Here is a 3,962-nt window from a genome sequence, read left to right as displayed (position 1 = left end):
TCATCGACGACCCGAAGGCCTTCTCGGTGCTGGCCGCCGCGATCGCCGCCGAGGACGGCGAGCAGGCTCTGATCTTCCGCAAGCACACCAAGTGGACGCCGGGCCGAGAGCTGGGCGAGTCCATCCGCCGCACCCCGCCGGCCGTGGTCGCGGCCGTCGAGTCCGCGCTGGCGACCCTAAACGCGGAGCGCCACTGATGGACGGCAGGCTGGCTTCGCCCGGGCGCGACGCCGACTTCCCGGAGGTGCGCTGGCACGGTCACTGGATCGCCCCCGACCTGCCCGAGTACCACCCGGCGGCCATCTCGTTCAGCCAAGAGCTGCCGCCTGCCGTCTTCAGCCGCTCGCAGTACCGTCGCGAGTTCACGCTGGATGCGGTGCCGGCGCGCGTTCCGGCGCGCCTCACCGCCGACTCGCGCTACGTGCTCTGGGTCAACGGGGTGGAGGTGGGTCGCGGCCCGGTCCGCTCGCAGCCGCGCCGCCTGCGCTACGACGACTACGACCTCGCTCCGTATCTGCGGGTCGGCGTCAACACCGTCGCGGTTCTCGTGACCTACTACGGCACGGCCAACTCCTTCTGGCAGCCCGCTGTCGCCTCCGGGGTGATGGGACGGGATGCTCTGCTCGTGTTCGAAGCGAAGCTGGGTTCCTCCGACTCCCCTGACCCGGACAGCTCGGATGCGGACGCCTGGCTGGTCTCCGACGACAGCTGGACCGTCACCCGCGCCACAGCCTGGGGCTTGGTGCCGCACGGCGGCTTGGACGGCGTGCCCGTCGAACTGTTCGACGCCCGCGAGCTCAACCTGGCGTGGACGACGGTCGGGTTCGACGCCTCCGGCTGGACGGCCGCCTCGATCGTGAAGGTCAGCCACCAGGGCGGATCCGCCGCGTCCCAGCCTCCGACCGATCCGTACGGCGCGCTCCTGCCGCGCGGCATCGGCGCGCTCGGCGGCGAGACCGCGCTGCCGATCGGCCTGACCACGGGGGCAGTGGCCGCTCCCGGCGACGGGAGCCCCGAGCATCCGGCGGACCGCGTTTTCGCGGCATTGGAGGCCCGCGGGCAGGCGGCGACCGAGACGGCGACTCTGCCCGTGACCGTCTCGAGCGAGCGTGCCACCCTGATCGTCGCCGACTTCGGCCGGATCGTGGCCGGCTTCGTCGAGCTCGAGCTGGACGCTCCGACCGGCACGATCGTCGACCTGCTCTACCAGGAGCTCCCGTTCGACCCCGCCGTCGGTGTGCTCGGCTCGGCTCCCCGCACCGGAGCGCGCTACATCGCGCGCGGCTCGGACGACCGCTTCTCGGGGCTCGAGGTGAACGGGTTGCGCTACGTGAGCCTGCTCATTCACGGCGTCCACGGCTCCGCGGATGCCACGCTCACCGCCCTGCGGATGCGCGAGTACCACTACGCCACCGAGGGCGCCGCGTTCTTCCGGTCCGACGACCCCGAGTTGGATCGGCTGTACACGGCCGGCATCCGCACGGTCGCGATGAACTCCTTCGACTCGTTCACCGACTGCCCGACCCGCGAGCAGCGGGCCTGGGTGGGCGACGGCGTCGTGCACCAGATGGTGCACCTGACCACGAACGAGGACTGGCGCCTCACGCGGAACTACATCGCCCTCGGGGACTCCCCGCGCTCCGACCACATGCTGCCGATGACGGTCGTCGGCGAGATCGAGGCTGGCGGCGGGGTCACCATCCCCGACTGGGCGCTGCACTGGGTGCACGGAGTGCACAACCAGTACCGCCACGACGGTGACCGCGAGCAACTGCTTGCCGTGCTACCGACCGTAGAGAAGGTCCTGCGCTGGTATCTGCCCTACCTGGGACCGAGCGGTGCCATCGAGGATGTGCCGGAGTGGAACCTGGTCGACTGGGCCAGCGTGTTCTCGACCGGCCGCAGCTCGATCCTGACCTCGCTGTGGGCGCGGGCGCTCCGCGAGTTCGCCGAACTCTCGGAGTGGCTCGGCAACGCCGGCAACGCCGCGTGGGCCCGTGGACTGTGGCAGACCGCCCGCGACGGCTTCGAGCAGTTCTGGGACGAGGCCCGCGGCACGTACATCGACCACCTCGTGCACGGCATGCCGCATGCTCCCGCCTCGCAGGCCGCCGGCGCGACCGCCATCGTGTCCGGCCTCGCCCCGCGCGAGCGCTGGTCGCGCATCATCGACGCGATCACCGACCCGGAGACGCTGGTGATCCGCTCCTGGATCGGAGGCGACGACGGCGGCTACGACCTCGTGAAGATTGAGGAGCAGTCCCGCGGCATCCAGCGCATCGATTGGGATGCCGACACCGAGGTCGTGCTCGCCGAGCCGTTTTACAGCTACGTCGTGCACGACGCGGTCGCCGCGGCCGGGCGGGCCGCCGAGTTGCCCGCACTGCTGCGGAGATGGAGCGTGTTCCTGCACGACGGCTACGACACCTTCGGCGAGTGCTGGGGCTGGGGGACGCCGGTGCACGGCTGGAGCTCCACGCCGACCCGCGACCTGGTCTGGTACGTGCTCGGGGTCACCCCGGCAGAGCCCGGCTACACCCGCGCGCGAGTCGCCCCCGTGCCCGGAGCCCTGGGCTCGCTGGCCGGGGCAGTTCCGACACCGCACGGCCTCATCCGGATCTCGGTCGAGGGCACCGCGGTCACCATCGACAGTCCGGTTGCTGTGCTGTTCGTGGATGCCGCGGGCACCGAGACCCCGCTACCCGCGGGCCACCACGAGCTGGCCCTGAGGTGAGCGGGATGGGCACCGTGGAGGCTCACGCCTCGCCGTTCGACCTGACAGGACGCCACGCGTTGGTGACCGGAGCCGCCCGCGGGCTCGGGCGGCAGATCGCGCTCGATCTGGCGCGCGCCGGCGCCGCGGTGGCCGTCGGCGTCCGTGAGCGGGCGTCGGCAGACCGCCTGCTCGAGGAGATCGCGGGGTTCGGTGGCCGAGCGACCGCCGTGGAACTCGACGTGTGCGATCTCGACCGGTCGCGGTCTGCCCTCGACGCGGCCGCGGAGCAGCTCGGGGTGATCGACATCCTGGTCAACAACGCGGGAGGCGGGATCGGCGGACCGGCACTGGAGGTGACCGAGGAGGATTTCGACGCGGTCTGGAGCCTGAACACCAAGTCGACCTTCTTCCTATCGCAGCACGCGGCACGGCGAATGGCCGGTGGCGGAGGAGGAGGGGCGATCATCAACATCGCCTCGCAAGCCGGGCTGGTGGCGCTCCCCGGCGAGTCCTCGTACTGCATCGCGAAGGCCGCCGTGGTCCACATGACCCGCTGCCACGCCGTCGAATGGGGCGACCTCGGCATCCGGGTCAACGCGGTCGCCCCGACGTTCATCGAGACCGACGGCACCGCGGCGGCGCTGAGCGACGCCGCCTTCCGCGCGGACACGATCGAGCGCATCGCCGCGCTGCACCGCATCGGACTCCCTCGCGAGGTCTCGGGCGCCGTGGTCTTCCTGGCGTCGCCCGCCGCGTCGCTCATCACCGGCCAAACGCTTGCCATCGACGGCGGGTGGACCGCGAGGTAGTCGAGACCCCGTCGGGCGCACAGCACCGGGGTGGATGTCGATCCCACTCGCCACCCACCCCGAGACCTGCTTCTGGCCCGGCGATCAGCCCTTGACGGCGCCGCTCGTCAGACCCGCCACGATCTGTCGGTTGAAGAAGATGTAGGCGACGAGCGGGGGGATCGTGATGAGCAGGATGTCCATGAACAGCAGGTTGTAGTAGCTCAGGTTTTGGCCCTGAAACTCGTACAGCGTCTGCTGGACTGTGGCGTTCTCATCACCGGGGAGGAAGTACAGCGGACCCGCGAAGTCGTTGAATACGGCCACCGACTGCACCACGATGACCGTGACGATGACGGGGCGAAGCAGCGGCAGGACGACACCGAAGAACAAGCGGAACGGCCCGGCACCATCCAGCACGGCGGCCTCGTCGAGCTCGCGCGGAATGGTGCCGACGA

At 70.6% G+C, this 3,962-nt stretch carries 4 protein-coding genes; 3 read left to right on the top strand and 1 reads right to left on the bottom strand.

What is annotated here, in order from left to right; all coding sequences use genetic code 11:
* From ACHZD8_RS11575 to ACHZD8_RS11565, 3 genes are all read left to right on the top strand, one after another.
* The coding region (locus tag ACHZD8_RS11575) for a hypothetical protein (RefSeq protein ID WP_394770582.1) at positions 1-197 on the top strand (197 nt) is incomplete at its 5' end.
* Positions 197-2,734 carry an alpha-L-rhamnosidase N-terminal domain-containing protein gene (locus tag ACHZD8_RS11570; protein WP_394770581.1) on the top strand — a complete coding sequence of 846 codons (2,538 nt, stop codon included), beginning with the start codon at positions 197-199 and terminating at the stop codon, positions 2,732-2,734. The genes ACHZD8_RS11575 and ACHZD8_RS11570, both read left to right, overlap by 1 nt.
* Before the next feature lie 5 nt (positions 2,735-2,739).
* The gene (locus ACHZD8_RS11565; RefSeq protein ID WP_394770580.1) at positions 2,740-3,525 is read left to right on the top strand and encodes an SDR family NAD(P)-dependent oxidoreductase; all 786 of its coding nucleotides are present in this window, start codon (positions 2,740-2,742) and stop codon (positions 3,523-3,525) included.
* 84 nt (positions 3,526-3,609) lie between these two features.
* On the opposite strand, the gene ACHZD8_RS11560 is transcribed toward ACHZD8_RS11565, so the two are convergent.
* The coding region (locus ACHZD8_RS11560) for a carbohydrate ABC transporter permease (RefSeq protein WP_394770579.1) at positions 3,610-3,962 on the bottom strand (353 nt) is incomplete at its 5' end.

It is taken from the genome of Lacisediminihabitans sp., assembly GCF_043726815.1.
Lineage (GTDB): Bacteria > Actinomycetota > Actinomycetes > Actinomycetales > Microbacteriaceae > Lacisediminihabitans.
The sequence above is the reverse complement of the archived record's forward strand: the minus strand, read 5'-3'. Positions and strand labels throughout refer to the sequence as shown.

Coding starts and splice junctions, on each gene's coding strand:
- ACHZD8_RS11570 (WP_394770581.1), top strand. CDS start 197: ATGGACGGCAGGCTGGCTTCGCCCGGGCGCGACGCCGACTTCCCGGAG.
- ACHZD8_RS11565 (WP_394770580.1), top strand. CDS start 2,740: ATGGGCACCGTGGAGGCTCACGCCTCGCCGTTCGACCTGACAGGACGC.